General features: G+C 59.0%; 14 protein-coding genes and 1 pseudogene. 5 read left to right on the forward strand and 10 right to left on the reverse strand.

The window, feature by feature from the left end; translation table 11 throughout:
* Nucleotides 1-171: 171 nt before the first annotated feature.
* The 8 genes from C0Z18_RS26770 to C0Z18_RS26805 form a co-directional block, all read right to left on the reverse strand.
* Nucleotides 172-987, reverse strand: coding sequence for an NAD-dependent epimerase/dehydratase family protein (locus C0Z18_RS26770; protein ID WP_102648464.1), 816 nt, complete (start codon nt 985-987; stop codon nt 172-174).
* Nucleotides 984-1421, reverse strand: a complete 438-nt coding sequence (locus C0Z18_RS26775; protein ID WP_146014108.1) for a hypothetical protein — start codon at nt 1419-1421, stop codon at nt 984-986. Before C0Z18_RS26775 ends, C0Z18_RS26770 begins: the two co-directional genes overlap by 4 nt.
* Nucleotides 1405-1671 (reverse strand): hypothetical protein, encoded by a 267-nt coding sequence (locus C0Z18_RS26780; RefSeq protein WP_102648466.1) that lies wholly within the window; start codon nt 1669-1671, stop codon nt 1405-1407. Before C0Z18_RS26780 ends, C0Z18_RS26775 begins: the two co-directional genes overlap by 17 nt.
* Before the next feature lie 42 nt (nt 1672-1713).
* The gene (locus C0Z18_RS26785; RefSeq protein ID WP_102648467.1) at nt 1714-3447 is read right to left on the reverse strand and encodes a methyl-accepting chemotaxis protein; all 1734 of its coding nucleotides are present in this window, start codon (nt 3445-3447) and stop codon (nt 1714-1716) included.
* A gap of 59 nt (nt 3448-3506) precedes the next feature.
* The gene (locus tag C0Z18_RS26790) at nt 3507-4487 is read right to left on the reverse strand and encodes an AraC family transcriptional regulator (protein ID WP_158244300.1); all 981 of its coding nucleotides are present in this window, start codon (nt 4485-4487) and stop codon (nt 3507-3509) included.
* 323 nt (nt 4488-4810) lie between these two features.
* Nucleotides 4811-6466, reverse strand: coding sequence for a thiamine pyrophosphate-binding protein (locus C0Z18_RS26795; protein ID WP_102648469.1), 1656 nt, complete (start codon nt 6464-6466; stop codon nt 4811-4813).
* 141 nt (nt 6467-6607) lie between these two features.
* A complete protein-coding gene (locus tag C0Z18_RS26800; protein ID WP_102648470.1) occupies nt 6608-7555 on the reverse strand; it encodes a hypothetical protein in 948 nt (315 codons plus the stop codon).
* A 47-nt stretch (nt 7556-7602) separates the two neighbouring features.
* Nucleotides 7603-8220 carry a hypothetical protein gene (locus C0Z18_RS26805; protein WP_199189562.1) on the reverse strand — a complete coding sequence of 206 codons (618 nt, stop codon included), beginning with the start codon at nt 8218-8220 and terminating at the stop codon, nt 7603-7605.
* 367 nt (nt 8221-8587) lie between these two features.
* Between C0Z18_RS26805 and C0Z18_RS26810 the strand changes: the two genes are divergently transcribed.
* From C0Z18_RS26810 to C0Z18_RS26825, 4 genes are all read left to right on the forward strand, one after another.
* On the forward strand, nt 8588-9466 hold the full coding sequence (locus tag C0Z18_RS26810; protein WP_158244301.1) for a helix-turn-helix domain-containing protein: 879 nt from the start codon (nt 8588-8590) through the stop codon (nt 9464-9466).
* A gap of 385 nt (nt 9467-9851) precedes the next feature.
* Entirely contained in the window at nt 9852-11072 is a 1221-nt protein-coding gene (locus tag C0Z18_RS26815; RefSeq protein ID WP_233217508.1) for a porin, read from the forward strand.
* Between the two features lie 225 nt (nt 11073-11297).
* Entirely contained in the window at nt 11298-12647 is a 1350-nt protein-coding gene (locus C0Z18_RS26820; protein ID WP_102648472.1) for a spinster family MFS transporter, read from the forward strand.
* Nucleotides 12648-12719: 72 nt separating this feature from the next.
* The gene (locus C0Z18_RS26825) at nt 12720-14399 is read left to right on the forward strand and encodes a methyl-accepting chemotaxis protein (protein WP_102648473.1); all 1680 of its coding nucleotides are present in this window, start codon (nt 12720-12722) and stop codon (nt 14397-14399) included.
* A gap of 352 nt (nt 14400-14751) precedes the next feature.
* On the opposite strand, the pseudogene C0Z18_RS26830 reads toward C0Z18_RS26825, so the two are convergent.
* Nucleotides 14752-15268: pseudogene (locus C0Z18_RS26830) on the reverse strand (IS66 family transposase); the annotation flags it as partial.
* A 270-nt stretch (nt 15269-15538) separates the two neighbouring features.
* Nucleotides 15539-17080: a methyl-accepting chemotaxis protein gene (locus tag C0Z18_RS26835; protein WP_102648474.1), complete on the reverse strand. Its 1542-nt coding sequence runs from the start codon at nt 17078-17080 to the stop codon at nt 15539-15541.
* 317 nt (nt 17081-17397) lie between these two features.
* On the opposite strand from C0Z18_RS26835, the gene C0Z18_RS26840 reads away from it, so the two are divergent.
* Nucleotides 17398-18318 carry a DJ-1/PfpI family protein gene (locus tag C0Z18_RS26840; RefSeq protein WP_233217509.1) on the forward strand — a complete coding sequence of 307 codons (921 nt, stop codon included), beginning with the start codon at nt 17398-17400 and terminating at the stop codon, nt 18316-18318.
* Nucleotides 18319-18370 lie beyond the last annotated feature (52 nt).

The following is an 18370-nucleotide window of genomic DNA, read 5'->3' on the forward strand; positions in this document are numbered from 1 at the left end:
GTGGCGCCTTTACGGCGATCCTGAAGTGGCGCCATTACGGCGATCATCCGCTGGCTCCTTTACGCCGATCCTGAGGTGGCTCCAATACGCCGATCCCGGTTTGGCTCCATAGCGGCGATCATTGACAGCGTCTATCAAAAGCTCGGCTACAGGGAGCTCTGGACAGGTGCTTTAGAGCATCCCGTCTCGCATTGCGTGATGAACCGTTGCAACCTGCGGTTGGAATCCAAGGCTTCGTGCAAATGAGCCGTCGAGCTGTCCCCACCATGGGTTCGGCAGTGGTTCTGCGGAGGACTCGATTGGCATACCTACTAGCTTGGCGACCTCGTAGATCGACATCGGTGCATCATCGACAAGGTTGACGATACGCTTATCTGCCGCACCGGCCAGGGCGAGCTTGACGAAAGTCATGATATCGGCGTGATGGAGCATGCTCAATCTCATCGCCGGATGCCACTGGAACATCGCCGCAAGTTTGGGAACTGTCTCCAAATGACCGTCTTGATCGCCATAGACGAAGCCGAACCGCAGGACTGACCAATTGAGGCCGCTATTTTGTAGCGCGCCCTCCGCTGCTACCTTACTGGCCGGGTACGGTAGCGTCGGAGCGACCTCATCGTCCTCGCGCCCAGGTTTGGCGCCGTCCATGTTGTAGACAAGGCCGGTACTGGCCATGATAAAGCGCGCGTCCGCAGCATATTGCTTCACTGCCGCGATCAGATTACGCGTTCCGTCTCGATTGACCGACCAGATCTGATCCGGGTCCGGCGTGCGTAACACGGCGGCTAAATGCACGATCGCAGACACGCCTTCCACGGCTTTGACGAGCGAAGCTGGATCGAGGATGTCGCCTTTTACAGCCGTCACTCCAGGCGGGAACTGCTTATCGTTGCGTACAAGCGCCCGACAAGTAATGCCACAGTCCACGAGCCGTCTCAGGAGGCGGGAGCCCACGAGGCCGGTTCCGCCAGTGATCAAGACTGTCATTTTTTGGGTTCCAGGAATAAATGGTGGTTATTGAAACGGTCCGTTGCGGCTTGGAATACCTCGACGACCAAGGCGAGCTCGGACTCGTCGACAATATCAAATGCGGCCGATTGAAGGAGCGCGATCGGATCAGGCAGTTGTTCCCGGCGCTTCAATCCGGTCGCGGCGATTCGAAGCCGCTTTTGGCACTGCTCGACGTCGTCAGGAATTTGCTCGATGACGCCTTTTCGAACGAGTCTGCTCACGATTCCGGTGAGCAGCACTCTTTCCACGTAGCTCGCGCTGATCAATTTGCCCGTGGCCAATTCGCCATCCCGGAAGATGTCCGACGACCGATGTCGTGCGTCACGACGCTGCCTGCGTATTCCAGCCAAACCGAACGCACATTTCACGCTAACGCGAATGCCGATTCGAAGGTTATCCTCGCTTGCCATATTCCTGGTCCAGTGCGGCGAGGATGCCGTTTGTGAAGGCTAGCAGTATCGAGTGATATTCGGCTGGCAACGCGACATCGTCCATACATGACATGGCGTCTTCGATCCCTTGTCTAAACGACCGCGCGACAGTGCGGCGCTGCAACGTGGTCAGCTGTGGCAGGGCAGAATCCAAAAATTTTCCCAAAACCATCACCTGTGCACCAAGCAAGCTCATGCTCTTTGTGTTGGCGGTCATCAACTGGGCCATCTGGTTCAGCGTTTGGTCAGTATTGTGCAATTTCAAAACCTTTCAGAATGTGTGCCAGTCGGCCTTGCCGACATGCGCCGCAACCTCACCAGCCCTGTCCGCGGTCATGACTTCGGTCGTCTGGATCGGTATCGACTTGGCGTGAGCGGGCGAGCGAGTTGCCGGCGCCGGGAGGCGCGACCGACCCCGCGGCGCGACCAGCGGTGACGCGGACGGCACCATGCTGGCGATTTTGAAGATAGCCACGGCCTGACGGAGCTCGTCGGTTTGCTTGGCCATTGACTGCGTAGCGGCCGCAGCTTGTTCGACCAACGCTGCGTTTTGCTGCGTCACCAGGTCCATCTGACTCACAGCCGTATTGACTTGCTCGATGCCGGTACTCTGCTCTTCCGATGCCGACGAGATTTCGCCCACGATGTCGGTCACGCGCTTCACCGACTCGACGATCTCGGTAATCGTGTTGCCCGCTTCTTCCACGAGTTTCGAGCCAGCGTCCACCCGATTTACCGACTCGCTAATCAGGTCTTTAATTTCCTTGGCCGCACTCGCACTGCGTTGCGCGAGCGCGCGGACCTCCCCAGCCACGACGGCAAAACCCCGACCCTGTTCCCCTGCACGGGCCGCCTCGACCGCGGCGTTAAGCGCGAGAATATTGGTCTGGAAGGCGATACCCTCAATCACGCCGATGATCTCGGCCATCTTGGCTGAACTGGCCGAGATTCCGTGCATTGTCGCGACCACACGTCCCACCACTTCGCCACCGCGCCAGGCAATTTCCGATGCCGAGCCGGCCACCGTGGTTGCCTGCCTGGCATTATCTGAGTTATGACGGACTGTGCTTGTCAGCTCTTCCATGCTGGTGGCCGTCTCTTCCAACGATGCCGCTTGCTCTTCAGTGCGTTGTGATAGGTCCGCGTTGCCTTGCGCGATTTCGCCTGCTGCGACCGAGATAGATTCACTGGAGGTCTGGATGCCTTTGACGACTGAAATCAGTTTGTCCTGCATGTTGGACAGCGCCCGTAGCAAAGTTCCTATTTCGTCCCTGGTCGCTGAGGTGATGGTACGTGTCAAGTCGCCTTCTGCGATAGCTTCGGCTAGCTCCACCGCCTCGTGCAAGGGAGGGGCCACGAGGCGCGTGATCCACGTTGCCAGGAACAGGGCGAGCGCGGCACCAATGGAAGTACCGGCGATCAGCGCGATCTGAGTTTTCGTCTGGAGCGATGTGACCTCGGCGGCACGAACCGCCAGAAGCGCCGCCTCACTACTCTGAATCTCCCCAATCGTTGCCCGCATTGCGTCCATGTCGGCCTTGCCTGTGTGTTCCTTGAACGAAGAGATAAATGCGTCCATCGTCAGGTTCCCTGAACTGACCGACTTCCGTTGCGCAAGCAAATTCTCGGCGAACGTGGATACCCAGTTCGCTTCCTGATTTTCCAACCGACGAAGTCGCTCCTGCTGTTGCGCGTTGTCGCGCGTCAGCGATTCGGCTCCAGCGAGGTGTTGCCTGAATGCAGTCGCGCCCTGCAGATATGGATCAAGCATGGTTTCTTCCCCGACAATGGCGAATCCTCGCAAGCCGGTTTCCATGTTGACGAGACTTTCGGTCAGTGCCCGCGTTTCATTGATAACCTGATAAGTATGGGCATCCCATTTGTTCGCGACGGCAACCGAAGAGAATAATGAGAAAAATACCGCTCCAAGGACGACAAAGGTCGCTATGACCGCTGCGAAGGAAAGATATAGCTTGCGTGCGATGGGAAGGTTGGCCAAATTCATAAATTATTTTTTGAATTGAGGAGGATTTGAGTAAATCTTCCGATAAGCGGCGACGCCCATCAGATACTTCGCCGGTGTTCCCCCGGTGTCTTGCCAGTCCAGCGCTTGAACGCGCGTTGAAAGGCGCTTTGCTCGGAAAAACCTAGCAGATCCGCGACATCCGTCAGATGTAACGTCGAGTCGTCGAGATAGCTCAGCGCCAGATCGCGGCGTAATGCGTCCGTGAATGTCCGAAAGCTCAGAGCATGTTGGCGAAACTTCTGGCGCAATACAGTTGGCGATACGCCGAGTATCCTGGATACGTTTTCGATGGCCGGGTTTCCGTCTTGGAGCTCATCAATGACGACGCGCCGGCATTCGCTCAACCACGTTGGATCGAGTGGGTCGCCGAGTTGACCGAGAAGGCGCTGGCATAGCGATGTCATGACGGCAAGCACCTGCGGATTACCGTGTGGCAGCTTTTCGTCGAGATCGCTGCTGCTGAACGCCAACGCCACTTCTTCGGCGCCGAATCGCACTTCGCAGCGGAACAGCCTGCTATAGATCTTTGGATTAGAGGGCGCAGCGTGTCGAAACGACACCCATTTGGGGGGCGCGCCATTGCCGCAACCGAATCGTCGTCGCATCGTTGTCCACGATGCAAGGATCAGCTCATCCAGAAATGTTGCAGTATGCGTGCCGGACGCCAGGTAGCCTTTCCAATGCATCACGCAAAGTTCACCGCGATCTTCGACCGACACACGTCCCGTGTTGTTGGACAGTGCGCTGAAGCGCACAGATTGCTGCAACAATTCACGGGTCGTGCTGCAACTCAAGAGGACAAAGCCATACGGGCCGAGGTACTGGTGCCGCATACGTGCGCCGAGTTGCAAGCCAAGATTCGGCACGTCGGTGTAATCACCGACAAACTCGCATAGCTTGACGAAGTCGTCTATGGGAACCCGCGTGTCTGGATTGTTGAGAAACTCGAAATCGACGTCGCAGGCCCGGAGTAGGTCGACCGCACTTAGTCCTTGCTCCTCGGCATAGTCCGTCAACAATCGCAGACGCCATCCGCTGATGCTTGGCTGGATCGAGCGATTCACCCGCGCTGACCACGAACCGCCCCGCGTGACCGTCTGTCCGCGAGGCAAGAATGGCGGCCTAACGCTTTGCGCCTTAGCGAGGCTTGTTGCTGTCATTTCACCCGCCGAAATTCAGATGTCCGTTGACATTCCATTCCGCTCACCGGACCTTTGCTATCAGTACTGGCATCCAGCCGAGGCGCTTGCATCAGGTCCCGAGATGAATGCGGACAGCGGCTCGCTGGATACCCTATAGGAGTGCGTGGACAACGCGATGGGTCAGATAGGCGTTCGGCGATTCATGGCTTTGTCCACGGAATGGGAACGAGAGCCGATGGATCCGTGCGAACATCTATCAACGCCGGACGTTGCGCAGCCAATGCGGCGTTAAAAGCACTAGTGAATTCCGAAGCTCGCTCCACGCGATAGGCTTTGACGCCGAAATTCTCAGCGACTGCGGCGAAGTCGACGCGGCCAAACTTCCAGTTCTTTTCCAAGGCGGGTGATTCGTCCCATAGGGGCCTTTCCTGATTGAAACCGTCGTTGTTATTCACCACCGTGACAGTATTGATTCCGTAGCGGGCGGCGGTTTCCATTTCGGCGAGATGGTAGTAAAAGGCGCCGTCACCTGTAAAACAAACCACCGGCCGGCTCGGATTGGCGCATTTAGCACCTAGTGAAGCCGGATACGACCAACCTAATGAGCCCGCTGCGCGAATCAATGACTGGCCGGGCCGGTTTAGATAGATGTTTCTGGCGGCCCAGCCAGCGGAGTGGCCTGTGTCCACAGCCAGCAATGTGCCCTCGGGAAGTGCGTCGGACAACATCTTGCAAAGACGCTCGGGCCGAATTGGCGATGCAGTCGAATGCTCATATTGAGCTGCGAGCTGCGTCCATTTTTCGCGCAGCGCCACGATGCGTTGTAGCCATTCCGGCTTGCCGACTGGCTCGGCCAGTTCTGCATCGAGTTGCTGGATGACCGTTGCCGGGTCCCCGAGCAAGCCTACGATTAGCGGGTAGTTTCGCCCTAACTCACGCGGGTCGATATCGATTTGTACCGCAGGTACCCCGGGCAACGGGACCGACCATTGCCGGGTCACCATGCTACCCGTGGTGGAGCCGACGAAGAGGACGAAATCTGCCTCGGATACCGCCATGTTCGCTGTATCGCGGGAGTAGTCGCCGACCACGCCGATGGAAAGAGGATCACTTTCGGGCATGACAGCCTTGGCATCCAGCGAGGTGGCGACGGGGACCTTGGCACGACGCGCAAAATCCAGCAGCGCAGACTGTGCCCGCGACGCCCGGATGCCGGATCCGCACACGATGACGGGGCGTTCGGATTGGCGCAACGCGGCGGCGGCGATTCGAACATCGTCTACAGGCGCAGCAGGGCGAATCGGGGGGGATGAGCCGTAACGTGGCTCGGGCCGCATCGGATTCTCGATCTCTTCCGTTAGCGAAGCGCCCCAGAACCCTCCGAGTTCGAGATGCACGGGGCCGGGAGAGCCGGTCGTTGCTACCCGGAAAGCCTGCCCGAGCAGGTCCGGTAGCCGTTGTGCCTTTTCGACGCGCGCGCTGAATTTGGAGACGCCTGCATAGATCGAGCGTTGATCGAACTCCTGATAAAAGTTGCGTTCACGTGTGTCGGGTGTGCCGCCTCCCGTGATCGCTAGTACTGGCGATTTTGCCATCAGTGCATCGACCAGGCCGGCCGCGAGATTCGCTGCTCCGATTGCCTGTGACGCACAGACCCCAACGCGCCCGCTTTCACGGGCATACCCGTCCGCCATATAGGCGGCGGCTTTTTCCGAATGTGCGACGATTGACTTCACGCCGATTGCGGTCAATTCCTTGATTCCTGGTGGAATGATCATCGGCACGTTGAAGAAGTGGTCGACACCGTAGGACTTAAGTGATTCGGCCAGAGTGCGGTTGCCTGATGCTTTACCCATGTGAATTTTGCTTGAACGTTGATTGACGACACGCGAGGACTCGCGCGGTATGCCGATCGCAGGGCGAACGGCATACGGAGGCTGGAATGCGTCGACGGGGTAATGCTGTCGCCAACGCCTGGCGTCAGCAGTCGTATTGGTTTAAAGCGCCACGCGCAGCACTTTCGCCGGGCGTAGCCCATCCGGCATGGGTGCTTTGATGCCACCGTCAGTGGTGATGTACACAAAACGGTCGTGCTCTGCCGGATTCCGTCCCCACGCGGCCGCTGTGGGTCCGATCATCAGATCGACGACTGGAACTCCTATCACGCTGTTCCTGGGACCTGCATTGTTCTCTGGCGTTAGCGATATTCGATCGATCGTGTTTTCGCGGTGCGTGGTGACGTACGCGACTTCGCCCTCTTCGTCGATGCAGAAATCGTCCCCCATCATTCCACGTGCAACGAGTTCGGGTTCGCCCGCCGGATCCAGCGTATGCGGGTTCACGGCAACGCGCATGAAGAGTTGCTGGGCTGTCGACGTGTAGTAAACGTAGTGAGTGGTCGCGGCGTAACGGACGCCGTTTACACCCGGTTGATCCGGCATGGGTCCCTGCGGGTCGTGCGCCATGCTTTCGTGTCGGAGCCATTCGCGGGCAGTTGCGGACATCCCGCTGGCGTCGAGGTCGATGCGCCAAATTTTGCTCGCGAAGCAGTCGGCCACCAGAATCGTCCTCGGTCCCACGAGGCAACTGCCATTCACCATGCCAACGCCTTTTTCCAGTTCGACGACGACGTGGGGTGTGACGGGTTTACCCGGCGACCAGCCGCGCAGATCGAAACGGCACATACGAGCACGCCCTACGTGGCCCACTGCTACGTAGAAAACGTCTGGCTCCGGTTCCACGATGCCCATCGGCATGACGTCGAACGTATACAGAGGGGAGGGCTCGACGCGTGTTCCTCTGTAGGGCGGGACGTACCAGAGCTGCTTGTGTGACAGCACGGACACGAGAAGCGAGCCGTCGCTGCGGATAGCGAAGTTTTCAAGAAAAAAGTTCGGCGGAAATGAAGCGACTTCGACTAAATCGAAAGATGTACGGATGCTCATGTGTTACCTCGGTTAGCGGGTTGCTCGACGGAATGGCAGCCCAGTTCTCAGCGATCGATCCCGACCGCATTGGCAGGAACGTCGTAAGCCCGCAGCGTCAGCGAGACGGTGGTGAAATACCCGATGAAGGCGATGAGATCAGTCAGGCCCGCGTGGCCTAGTACGTCGACGGCTCGTTGAAAAAGACCGGCCGGGACGATTCTGGGCTGCAGTAGAGTCGAGGTGATTTCGTAGACGATCTGTTGGCGAGGGTCTTCGAATGAAGTGGGTAGGCCCGCAATTAATGCCTGAACCTTTTCGGAGGGCAGGCCACCGAGATGCTCCGCTATCCATTCATGCTCGTAACTGGAATAAGAGGCGGCTAACTTGCCGTTGGTCAGGTTGACCGCAATCTCGATCTCGGCTTTGGACAGGGTGGCCCCACGTTGATAGTGAACGCCCATTGGCAGCATGACTTCCATCAGCTCGCGATTCTGCAGCCATATCTTGTAGGGACCGGGTACCATGCCACGGGCTTCCTTGACGAGACGATAGGCCTCTTTCTCATCGTCGCTCATCTGGTCGAGAGGACGTTCCTTCAGCCTGCCAAACGTTCCGAAGTTGAGAGTTCTGAGCTTTTCTTCTGTCTCGATGAGATTCCTGAGAGCTTCTCGATCGATTGTCATTCTGTCTCCTCTGTGGCTGGGTTGTCTCACGTGTGGCACGGCGGCCATTGGACCGCTTGAGCGACCATTCCCCGGCGCGTTGAGCGATTATTCGATGAGATGGCGCGAAGTTCTTCCGAAAATTGACCGCAATCTTCGATTTCGGGCCACGCGCGACAGCGGTTGCTGACTGCGGCGCGTCAGGCTTCGACCATGCGGCGCGAAGGGGGGCGCATTTACATGTGCAACCGAACGATGTAGCGTCATGCACTTAGACCGGAGTACATGTTCGTTTGACAAATGACGAACGTGGCTTGCTGAATGCACACTCAAGAAGCATCCACGGTCCTCGATGTGCGGGTATGAAGTGTCTTCCGGAACTGTGAGCATGATTTCACCTTCTCAACTGGCGCAGTTACTGCCGAGCCATCCGTTGTTATCCGTCGGGACAGAAAGCCGAAAGCACGCTGTGATTCAGCACTACCGGCATCCGCCCGCACGCATCTGCGCACCGCCATTGCGCGACAATCTTTTGGTGGTCAACCTCGCAGGCAACGTTCTGATCGAGGACAGTCAAATCCGTGGGCGATGGGAGCGAAAATGGGCAGGAAGCGGTCACATGAGCCTCACCCCGGCGGGCGAGACTGGGGCGCGCGTGCTGAAGGGGCGTCCTGAGGTTCTGCTCGTTCACCTGTCCACGAATCTTGTCCGTCAAACGGCAATCGAGCTGGATCTCGATGCTAGTCAAGCAGTTCTCGTGCCCAGGCTTGCCGTGGCCGACCCCGTTGTCGACCGTCTTGGTCGACTGATTCTCGATGCAGCTCGGGATTCAACAGCGGGTGCGTCGCTGATGCTGGACGCGCTGACACGCTCACTCACCATCCATCTGCTGCGGAACCACTCGGTTGCGTCAGCACAGCACGCCATTGCATCGTTGCCGGTAAGCGTGACCCGGGTTCAGCGCGTGCTCGACTACATGGCTGCGCACCTGGAGGAGCGGCTGCCATTGCCGATGCTCGCAGAGCTCTCCGGGCTTAGTCGGAGGCAATTCACGCGATCGTTCAAGGAGGCCACGGGCAAGTCGCCGCACGGCTACCTGCGCGATCTGCGAATCGAGCGGGCGCGGGACCTTCTGGAGAACACGGATCTACCCGTCATAGAGGTGGGGTTACGCTGCGGCTTCGACCAACCGAACCACTTCGCGACAATGTTTCGTCATATCGTCGGCCTCAGCCCCCGCCAGTGGCGCATCGCAAGGCGAGCATAACGCGTGTGGCTGGCATCGCCCTGTGCCCGCGCAAGTACGTCCCTAGCCAACCTTCGAGGCCGTGCCTCCTTCGGTACGCCCGTCATGTACATGAAACATGGGCGTGGGCGGCCGTCGACATGACTGTGCGCAGCACGAGTTGGTGGCGCAAGTAAACCGAATCTGTCAATCGATTTGTCCAAGAGAGTCAAGACAGATCGCTGAAACCTTTCGACACTGACGGTTGAACGCTCGCGATCGTTCAACCGAATCCCTCCCGCCGAAACATTCGGGCAAGCGACACGTTGGCCGCACGCATGGGCTTTCGTGATCCGCAGTCGCGCGGTCGAGAGCAGTTTTAAAAAAACGACAGGCGAAATCATAAATATTGGAGACGAATTTGAAGGTGAAGAGAAAGACACGCGATGCCGCGGCGCAGGCGGTCGGATATCAGCAAAGCGGCGCCATCCAAGCCGGACGGCGCTGCCCCTGGCGCGGTATGCATCGCGGGGTGGTATTCAACACCGGCTGGACGGTCTTGGCGGCCTCAACCGTGCTCCATTCCATGGCCGCCAATGCTCAGTCGTCAGAAACGCTATACGGTCTTGTCGATACGGGACTGCGTTATACCACTCATGCTTATGGCGGAAACGGTAATCGCGTGCAGCTTGCCAACGGTGGCGCAAGCGAGAGCCATTTCGGGCTGAGGGGGAGCGAGGACATCGGTGGCGGCACGGCAGTCATTTTCCAACTCGAGGACAGGTTTTTCCTGAACTCCGGCACCACCGATTCGGCATATCCGTTCTTCAACACGGCTTTCGTCGGCGTGAAGACGCCGAGCTTCGGGACGCTGACTATGGGCCGTCAGTTCAATCCGCTCGCCGCTGCCGTGGTTCGAACGTACGTGACGAACGCGTGGCTTCCGACGTTCTATCTGTTTCGTCCCGAGGTGGGCATGGCCGAAGGGGCATGGACCAGCAACATGGCGAAGTATTCGGCGCAGTGGCGAGATGTTGCCGTGGAGGTCTCCTACGCATTCGGCGGAACGGCGGGGACGTTTGGCGCCGGCAGTCAGATCGGCGCATCGATCGTCTATTCGCCTGCACTGCCATTCCGTCTGGGCGCTGCTTACCTCGACGCACGAGATGCAGTCGACACGTCAGCGCATTTCAAATCATGGACAGCTGGAGGCTCGTACACGTTGGGCGGGACCACCGTCAGCGTAGGCTGGGCAGTGAACCGGCAGGATCCCAAGTTCGTAGGAAATTTTCCGAACGGCCCGTTTTCGCGAGCTCAGTTCGTTGCGCTTGGGTTCAGCGCTTTCAGTGCACGCCAGTTGTTCTTCGGTGGAGTGACGCAGCGGGTGGGTCAGTTCACACGCGTGTCAGCCAACATGTGGCGCACGATCCAGACCGGAAAGATCGCCGCCGGGGACGGCAATGCCACGCAGTTTCAATTGCTTGCGGACTATAGCCTTTCGAAGCGGACCGATACCTATATAGAAGCCGACTATTCGCAATACCGCGGTGGCACGGTCGGTGCCCAGTTGCAGGGAGTAAACGGGCTGCCCTCGGCCGCGGGTACCACGCAACTCGGTCTGTCGGTCGGCGTGAGACACCAGTTCTAGCCGGACAGCGACGCGGTGCGCGTCATATACCGCGTTTGGGTCAACCGATCCCGGAAGTCAGGTCAAGACGGCCTGGATGCGGGCCTGCATGATTGACTTGCACGAAGAGCGCGAGAGAAGGGTGCTGCCCAAGCCGCGTCGCGTTCGTCGACGTGGTGGCCTCCTACGCATACAAGATGTCTTTTCTGGTGCGATGGGCGGCAGAAAGAAATAAGGAGGACACACGTGCAGGCCTATAAGCAGACGTTGGAAACAGAAGTCTCCGGTGCCGAGGGATATCCATCGGCGGGACAGGCGTCCTACCTGTTGGCGATGCTGATCATTGCCGGCATTCTGTCGTATGTCGACAGGCAGATCCTCAGCCTCTTGGTGCAGCCGGTGCGCGCTGATCTGAATATCAGCGATACGCAGATCAGCGTTCTTCATGGCTTTGCATTCGTGATTTCATATTCGTTGCTGGGGATACCGCTCGGTCGCTACGCGGATGTTGCGAACCGGCGCGACATGATCATTGTCGGCATCTTATGGTGGAGTGCTGCGACTGTGGCTTGCGGGTTCGCAGGGAGCTTCGCCGAGCTTTTTGCCGCCAGGGTTGTTGTGGGTATCGGGGAGGCCGCGCTCGCTCCGGCCTCGGTGTCCATGCTATGCGACTCGTTTCGAGAGCGACGCCGGGGAACCGCGCTGGGCGTTTACAACACCTCGATTTTCCTCGGCATCGGCGCGTCCATCGTCATAGGCGGCATCGTTCTGGGATTGATGAGGAATGCCGAAAACGTCACGCTGCCTTTCTTCGGCACCATCCGCACTTGGCAGGCCGCTTTCGTTTTCGTTGGCCTGCCCGGATTCGTCATTGCCGGGCTGTTGGCGACAGTCAGAGAGCCGCGCCGCCATGTGAAGGCGTCGAAAGCGCCTCCGTTTATCGAAACCATTCGCCACTTCAAGAACCACCGGCGTGTCATGACTTGCCAGATCGCAGGATTCGCGATGATTGCGCTCGCGGCTTACGGAATGGGTTCCTGGATGCCCGCTTTTTTCATTCGAGTGCATCACTGGACAGCGACACATGCCGCTATTGCTTACGGTCTGGCGGTCACGATCGGCGGCACGCTAGGTGTCCTCACGGGTGGTGTAGTCGGCGATAAATGGGGCAACAAAGGGCGCGCCGATGCGCGCCTGATTCTCGCAGCGGGCGCCGCATTGTGCTGGACACCTTCGGTGCTGTTCGCCGTTTTTACGGAACACGGAAACCTTGGAATCGTTGCACTGGCCGGGGCAAATTTCTTTTCAAGCGTTGCGATCGGTCAGGGGATTACTGCTATGCAGGACGTCGTTCCCGACTGGATGCGCGGGCAGGCCATGGCGATATTCATGTTGACTATCAATTTGCTGGGACCGGGCGTTGGCCCAACCGCTATCGCTTTGGTGACACAGCACATTTTTGACAATGAGGCCGCCGTCGGACGTGCTATCGCCATCGTGACCATTCCGGCTGCGTTGGTGGGCGCCGGGTTGATTCTATCGGCGCGCGGCGGCTACCGTGCGCTCACGGCCAGCCTGCGGCGTGTCCCGGATTGAATTGCGCTTCGTCGCATTCTGCGGGCGTCGATGGACGGCCAGCGATGTCTTCTTTTCAGAGGTGCAGTAGAGATGAACTTTACCCGTATGAAGGTGGCGACCCGGCTTGGAATTGGCTTTTCGCTGGTTTCTGTCCTGCTCGTGCTCGTGACGGCTTTCTCGCTCGTGCGCCTATCGCAGCTCGAATCGTCGATGGTCGATGTCACCGATGTAAATGCCGTCGAAGCAGGCTTGGCCAATCGGCTGGATGAAAGCATTTCCAATCGGGCGCTTGCCTTGCGCAATATGATTCTGTTGCAAGCGGATCAGCAAGACCAGGTGCAAACCGAAACGCAGCGCTTCGACTCGGAAACGGCGGTCTACAGAGAAACGAGCGACAAGCTCGCCAAGATGTTCATGCTGCCGGGCACGACTGCGCAGGAGACGTGGCTGCTCCAACAAATCGCGCGGCAGGACGATTTGGCATTGCCGCTCATGCTGAAGGCGAAAACGCTCGCCTCGGCCGGCCAGCGCGACGAAGCCTATCATGTGCTTCGTTTCGAATTGCGGCCGATTCAAGCCCAATGGTGGGGCTATGTGCGCCAACTGCGCGCACTGGAGCGCAAGCAAAACGATGAACTGACCGCCGATGCGAAGGCATCGTACGCGTCGAGCCGCATCGCTATCGTCGGTCTGGCAATGGCGGCGCTGCTCATCAGCATCGTTTCGGCTTGGTTGATTACGCGCAGCATCGTCCGGCAGCTCGGCGGCGAGCCTACCGATGCCGCCGATGCCGCCGAACGCGTTGCAACGGGCGATCTGACGACCCGCGTAATCGTGAAGCACGGCGACACTACGAGCCTCATGTATTCGATGGGGACGATGTGCGAAAGCCTTGTACGCATCGTCGGTCAAGTTCGTGTCAGCACGGGGGCGATCGCGTCGGCCGCGGGGCAGATCGCGAACGGCAACCTCGATTTGTCGTCGCGTACCGAGGAGCAGGCGGCTTCGCTAGAGCAGACTGCGGCGTCGATGGAAGAACTCACGGCAACGGTCAAGCTTAACTCCGAGCACGCGCGTCAAGCGAACGAACTGGCTGCAACGGCCTCGCACGTTTCGCAGCGGGCCGGCGACGTCGTTTCGGAGGTGGTGCAGACGATGGGGGCGATCAATCAGGCCTCGCAAAAGATCGTCGAGATCATCGCAGTCATCGACAGCATCGCTTTCCAAACGAACATCCTTGCGCTCAATGCGGCCGTTGAGGCTGCACGCGCCGGCGAGCAAGGCCGCGGGTTCGCGGTGGTGGCATCTGAAGTGCGCTCTCTCGCGCAGCGCTCGGCCACGGCGGCCAAGGAAATCAAGGCGCTGATCGGCGGCTCGGTCGAGCAAGTCGAAGTGGGCAACCGCCTCGTCGACGAAGCGGGTGAGACAATGAACGACGTGCTCGAGAGCGTTAAACGGGTGACGTTGATCATGGGCGAAATTATGAACGCGAGCGAAGAGCAAGCGACGGGTATCGAACAGATCAACCTGGCGCTCACACAGATGGACCAGGTCACGCAGCAGAACGCGGCCCTCGTGGAGGAAGCGGCGGCGGCCGCCGAATCAATGCGCGAGCAGGCCAGTGCGCTCGTCGACGCGGTCAGCGTATTCAATTTGCGCGACGGTGCACATGATCGCGTGATGCTCGCCCGTGCGGAGCCGCCACGCCTGGCGAAGGTGGCGGCCGGCCCTATGCTGGCTTATGAGCCGGCTTACCGCACGGGTGCGTGAGCCAAGCGCAGAGCGGATCGGTGTTCGTCGTCGATTTGCTGCCTTGTGTTCGGCGGCTTCCTGCCTTTGATCAGCCTTTCGCTGGTGAACCTGACCGGCACTCAGCTTGCGGGCGTCGCCTACTCGATCGCACCTTCACTTCCCTGCCTTGCTGCCACGTTGAGTCCGACGTGCCGCCCTGCGCTCCAAATATTAAGAATGGCTTTCCACGACGATTTGCTCGACAGCGCGTCCCGAAGTGGCGAGTCCGACAGGCGCCTGGTGTTTTTCAGTTCCTTGAAAACGGGAGTTTCTGTCATGCCGGGCCGAATCCAGGTCGCAACTGCAACGATGGGCGCAGAGACCACGAACGGCACACGCGGGATGATACGCGGCGGCGCAGGCGTGAGCTTGATGCCCAGATCGCAGTGTGGATAGGCATATTTGACGCGCTGGTGCTGGAGTACGCGAAGCTGTTCCGAGACCACATCGATCTGCTCGCTGATCTTTGCGCCGATCTCGACGAGCGCATGACCATCGTCAGCACAGAAGCGTTCGGCTTCGGGCAGTTCGTGGCGCACGAGCTCGCGCGGCAGGTCAGGATCGAGTGGCTTGCGGTTACCGCGCCGCTTGCGCGTGTGCGCGGTGACTGGCGATTCTGGCGTGCCTTCCTGCGCGGGCGCGCTGCTCGCGCGGAGCACCTCGGCTTCGTTGAATAGGCCAGGTTGATCTGAATCTCGTGCCTCGCTCTTTGCGCCGAACAACTCGCGACGGCAGGCACGGAGTCGTTCCTCGGCGAGATCGCGTTCGGCTGTCACAAGCCGTAGGGCGCCGCGTAAGGCCCCCTGTTCTTCTCGCAACACACGAGCAGCATCGCGCTCAGCGAGCAGCTCTTTCAGTTCCTGTGCGGAGATCCGCCATTTTCCGTCGCCGACCTGAATGTCTGCCTCGATATCTTCCCTATGAAAGTTCAAAGGCGCCGGCGACGTGGTCGGCTGTAGCTCGATGACTTCATGCGTACGATGAAAGTACGCCACACGCGGTATGAGTCACCGAACAGCAAATCCGGAAGGTGTCTCCCATTCAAGTGTCTTGCGAGACCGGTTGGCGGCGGGTCCATTAAAGCCAAACAAACGGTTGTACGAAAGGTGGGGTTGCACTCAGCCCGGCAGCGCGAAGGCCGAAATTGCGTCGCGCAGCACGCTTGCTTGATCCTTCAGTGAATGGGCTGCCGCCGCGGCCTGCTCGACGAGCGCCGCGTTCTGCTGCGTCATTTGATCTATCTCGCGCACTGCGCGATTAACCTGCTCGATGCCTGAGCTCTGATCGCGCGCCGCGTGGCTGATCTCCTCGAGGATCACGTTGACACGCCGAACGGCCTGCACGATCTCGGTCATCGTCGAGCCTGCGTTCGTCACGAGCGATGCCCCTTGCTCGACGGTATGCGTGGACGCTTCGATCAGAGTCTTGATTTCCCTCGCCGCAGTCGCGGAGCGTTGCGCGAGGCTGCGCACTTCGGAGGCGACGACCGCGAAGCCACGGCCTTGCTCGCCCGCGCGTGCTGCTTCTACTGCCGCGTTCAGCGCGAGGATGTTGGTCTGGAACGCGATACTGTCGATCAAGCCGGTGATCTCGCCAATCTGCCGTGAACTCGCGATGATTTCGCTCATCGTGCGTGCCACATCCTCCACCACTTCATTGCCGCGCGTCGCGACGCCCGCCGCCTGCCCCGCGAGGTGCGCGGCTTGCTGTGCGCTCTCGGCACTACGGCGTACATTCGCGGTCATCTCCTGCATGCTCGATGCGGTCTGCAGGAGCGCGGCCGCCTGTTTTTCCGTGCGTTGCGACAGATCGGTGTTGCCCGTGGCGATTTCGTTCGCGCCGACGTTGACGTTCTCCGCGCCGGTGCGCACGCGGGAGATCGTCTCAATCAGGCCGGATTGCATCGTTTGCAGCGCGCGCAGCAGGCTATGTTTGTCTTCGCGCGACACAGGTACATCGTTCGCGAGATTGCCGGACGCCATTCTTTGCGTCGCGTCGAGCGCAACTTCAAGGTTGCCGCCCAGATCGAACTTCACGCTGCGCAGCACGATCACCATTGCAATGGACGTGGCCCCGCCCAGTAATAGCGTGGCCAGGCCCCAATGCATGAGATCTTTGTAGAACTCACGCTGCAGATCGTCCACGTACATCCCTGTCGAAACGTACCACCCCCAAGGCTCGAAACGCAGCGTGTAGCTGACCTTCTCGACGGGCGCGGCGCTCCCCGGCTTCGGCCAAAGGTATTCGGTAAATCCACCGCCGTCGTGGTCCCCCGCTTTGACGAATGCCGGAAAAATGCGCTTACCGCTGGCATCCACGAATTCGGACATATTTTTCCCGACCAGCTCTGGCTTTATCGGCTGCAACAATACGATCGGTTGCGAATCGGATATGAACAGATATCCGTCCTCCCCGTAGCGAAGCGAGGCGAGGTCAGCCAGAGCCTTCTCCTTCGATTCGGACTCGCTCAGCTTTCCTTGGCGCGAGAGTTCATGGTAGCGCTTGGCAATGCCCATCGCTTCCTGCACAAGCATGGTCAATTGCTGCCGCCGCCCAGCCATCATCGAAACACGCGCATGCCACGCACCGAAAGCTCCGATCAGCATCAGCCCGACCCACACCACCAACACCAATAAGCCGAATTTTTTGTTCAAAGTCATAGTAAAAATTCCGAATTGCCACGTGCCTCGGGTAGTGCCCCTTCCCCCAAGGTACACGGCGTTGCACCGCTTAACGGGCCGTTGAGATACCGTTCGCAGTCGTCATCCGAGCAGGGGGGGAGAAAGGTGAAGGAGCAGATCTCCTACGACATGCTGTTGCGCTGGTTTGTAGAGATGAGAGAGTAGTTTCGCCTGCACCTGCAGATGTCTGACGAAAGATAGGGCTTCCGTTCGGTGGGTACAATGCACCGCTGCCCTTCCGATTCTTCAGCACGGTCCTTTTGCCTGAGCGTTCCCAAGGCTCGGCGTCGTCGCGAATGATGATGCCGTTGCGCAGACTGAACGAACAGCGCGACCCTACACCACAAATTTTTATTCGACAAGCACATCGCATTGAAATGCGAGTGCAAAACTCAATCGAGACCAGCAAGTTTGTTGCACTCGCCTTTGTCACGCTTGACAGGCTTTTCCTTGCCGTATATTTTGTACCTATACGTAAATTGTTTGTACTAGTACAAAGGAGAGGTGAGGTGAGCGTTCCCTTGGATCAACATCTGAAGATTGGCGGGATCATTTTCCCGGATATGGATCAATGCGATTTCACAGGCCCGTTTGAAGCGCTGGTACGGACACCCAATTCGTCGTTCATGACGCTGTGGAAAGATAAAGAGCCGGTCCGCGATATGGCGGGCATGCGTCTGCTGGCCGATACGACGTTCGAGGATGCGCCTCAACTCGATGTTTTGCTCGTACCTGGCGGATACGGTCAGGAGGCGTTGATGCAGGATGAGGAAGTGCTTGGGTTTATTCGCCAGCAGGCGCTACACGCCCGTTACGTCTACTCGGTGTGCACGGGGGCGTTGCTGTGCGGTGCGGCGGGTCTGCTCGAAGGCCGACGCGCGACAACACACTGGACTGCGTTGAATGTGCTGCCGTACTTCGGCGCGATACCCAGCGAAGAGCGTGTTGTCATTGATGGGACATTCATTAGTGCTGGTGGTGTGACTTCGGGAATTGACGGTTCGCTAATCGTCGTTTCGAAGCTAAGGGGAGAGGCGGTTGCGCAGGAGCTGCAACTCTACATGGCCTATGACCCGAAGCCGCCGTTCCAGGCGGGGTCTCCAGCGTCCGCACCGGCGGCGGTGCTGGAAAAGGTGACCGAGCGGGCGCGTTCCATTACCGAAAAACGTCTGGCCAGCGGTGCAGCGTACAAAGCAGCGCGGCGAGCGACGGTCTGACGTTTCCCTTGAGCGCGACCGCGCTTCGTAACCGTTGCTGGTCGCGTCGCCC

It is taken from the genome of Trinickia dabaoshanensis (assembly GCF_002879885.1).
Classification (GTDB): Bacteria; Pseudomonadota; Gammaproteobacteria; order Burkholderiales; family Burkholderiaceae; genus Trinickia; species Trinickia dabaoshanensis.